This is a genomic window from Cobetia sp. SIMBA_158, from assembly GCF_046566945.1.
GTDB lineage: Bacteria > Pseudomonadota > Gammaproteobacteria > Pseudomonadales > Halomonadaceae > Cobetia > Cobetia amphilecti.
Map to the genome: position 1 here is coordinate 1 of NZ_JAWJYL010000128.1, position 351 is coordinate 351.

General features: G+C 37.3%; 1 protein-coding gene. It reads right to left on the reverse strand.

From position 1 onward, the window contains the following. Positions 1 to 232: 232 nt before the first annotated feature. On the reverse strand, positions 233 to 343 hold the full coding sequence (locus R2R70_RS19280; protein WP_410978791.1) for a phage holin: 111 nt from the start codon (positions 341 to 343) through the stop codon (positions 233 to 235). Between the last annotated feature and the right edge of the window lie 8 nt (positions 344 to 351).

Consider the following 351-nt stretch of genomic DNA (forward strand, 5'->3'; position numbering starts at 1 on the left):
TGTAGCGCCAGCTAACGGCTGTACTAGCTCGTTTAACAAAAGCTGCGTGACTTGCTGCGTCTGCGCCCTTTGACGTGTTAGATGTGTTATGAACTGTAATATATAAAGGCTTCATATAGTTGCCTGGTCTGTTGCGGTTACTCTTTGAAATATAATCTTGAATGATTTTTACCATTGTTCATCGTCTCCTTAAAATTGCTTTTTTATTTAAAAAAACCGCCTGGGACAGCTCTTATTTTGTTAATCCTTTTTGTTTTAGAACTTCTTTTTGTTTCTTTCCTATATCAGTCACATAGTTGTTTTTGTACCATGCGACAAGGGTTGTTACTAACGTAAAGACCATTGAGAAGG

Excerpts from the sequence above, each read along its gene's own strand:
- R2R70_RS19280 (WP_410978791.1), bottom strand. The coding sequence starts at position 343 with ATGGTCTTTACGTTAGTAACAACCCTTGTCGCATGGTACAAAAACAAC.